Raw genomic sequence first — 1,665 nt, 5'->3', positions numbered from 1 at the left:
GCGGTAGCGCTGGGAGCAATGCCGAAGGCAGTCCGAACAAAGTGAGGACCGCGCGCAGCAAGTTGCGGACATAGCGACGGCAAGCGCCGTAGGTGATTGCCGGACCGCCACGTATGCAAAGCATTGTGGGAACGCCAATTTATTGTATATATTATTTTTTCTTTAATTCTGCTATTGCTGCATAATGAAGAACGTCGAATTCTTCTGGTGCTATCTGTTTAAGAAGTTCTCTGTGTTCGGTTTCCCATGCAACAATTTCTTCTTTTGAAAGCGAAGCGCCGATTCCACGGCAGGCTTTTATCCGTCCATTCCATGATTCGCGAGTAAAATGAACCTTTAGTGGAAATTCTTCGTGATGTACAAGTTGAAAATATTCGTTGTAGATTTCTGGAATTTGGATTTGATGGATTGTTTCTCGTCCACCACTCCAATTTGGGCTATACTTTAGAACAAGCTCCTCACTGGCTCTTGCAATTTTGTCATCGAAAGGAAGCCACGCCATATAAAGAATCAAAAACCGACCTTCTTTCTTTAGTATTTTGTGAAAATTTGGAGCTGTTACTTTGTGTTTGAAATACCAAAAACACTGGCATGCTGTTATAATATCGAAAGTTTCATTTGGAAAATTTAAATCTTCTGTTGAGCTTACAAAATAATTAATTTTCTTTCCAATTGAAAGAAGTTTTGCCTGTTCTATCTGGTTTTCTGAGATGTCCGCTGCCGTCCATTCTGCACCGTAGTGGTAAAGATTACGTGGAATAACTCCAGTTCCCGTTCCAATATCGAGTACGGACTGTCCTTTTATGCAAAGCTTGCGTTTTATAATTTTATCGTAAAATTCTTTCGGGTATATGTCGCGGTATTTTGCGTAATCCGATGAAGTCCGTCCCCAGTCAAAAGCCTTTCCTTTGTCAATATTTTCGTCTTTTATTAACATTCTGTACTTCTTAATTTTAAAAGAAAATTAAAATTTTTATTCAAATTTATGTTTAGTTTTATCCGCAGGTTGTTTTCTTCTGCTTGTTATTTCTCCGCAGATTCCGCCTTTTTTAGTTCTGCCGCAAGGTCGGAAAATTTTACCGTTGCAAGCTTTTGCTCAAACGCTTTCTGTGCGTCCGCAAGGTGGGAGTCGAGTATGTTGTGAATGTTTCCGCCGACAGGGCACGCGGGGTTCGGCTGTTCGTGAAAACCAAAAATATTTTCTTCCATGCTGCCCGAAGCCTTGTAAATGTCAAAAAGTGTAAAATCCTCCGGCTTTACCGCAAGCTCAGCTCCGCCTGTTCCTGCCGCAACGTTCACAAGTCCCGCCGCCTTGAGCGAAATGAGCGTCCGCCGTATAATCACAGGATTTACGCCCGTGCTTCCGGCAATAAAATCCGAGGTAACCTTGTATTCTTTGTTAAAACGGTAAATGCACAACAACGTGTGAACCGCCACCGTAAATTTGCTGCTTATTTTCATACGCCGATTCTAACAGATTTTTGATGTAACTTCAATTATTACAATTTACTTTGACAACTGCTACAGAGTCGCTGTCGCCTGGGGCATTTTTTGAGACAAAGCCCTTGGTTTTTGCTCCATTGTTTTTACAACAAAGCCCGCGTTCTATCATTTTTTTGCAAGAATCAAAGTGTAATAACAACCGTCGCTGACATTATTCGCTCC

Annotated in this window: 2 protein-coding genes; both read right to left on the bottom strand. The window is 41.6% G+C overall.

What is annotated here, in order from left to right; all coding sequences use genetic code 11:
- Nucleotides 1-151: 151 nt before the first annotated feature.
- The gene (locus tag ACT6XC_RS09305) at nt 152-937 is read right to left on the bottom strand and encodes a class I SAM-dependent methyltransferase (protein WP_443741607.1); all 786 of its coding nucleotides are present in this window, start codon (nt 935-937) and stop codon (nt 152-154) included.
- Between the two features lie 86 nt (nt 938-1,023).
- Complete coding sequence (locus ACT6XC_RS09300; RefSeq protein ID WP_308510994.1) at nt 1,024-1,461, bottom strand: Rrf2 family transcriptional regulator; 438 nt, start codon at nt 1,459-1,461, stop codon at nt 1,024-1,026.
- Between the last annotated feature and the right edge of the window lie 204 nt (nt 1,462-1,665).

Origin of the sequence: Treponema berlinense, assembly GCF_052273165.1 — a bacterium.
GTDB classification, from domain to species: domain Bacteria; phylum Spirochaetota; class Spirochaetia; order Treponematales; family Treponemataceae; genus Treponema_D; species Treponema_D berlinense_A.
Note: the sequence above shows the minus strand (reverse complement) of the source record. Positions and strands in the feature narration are given on the sequence as shown.

Excerpts from the sequence above, each read along its gene's own strand:
- ACT6XC_RS09305 (WP_443741607.1), bottom strand. The coding sequence starts at position 937 with ATGTTAATAAAAGACGAAAATATTGACAAAGGAAAGGCTTTTGACTGG.
- ACT6XC_RS09300 (WP_308510994.1), bottom strand. The coding sequence starts at position 1,461 with ATGAAAATAAGCAGCAAATTTACGGTGGCGGTTCACACGTTGTTGTGC.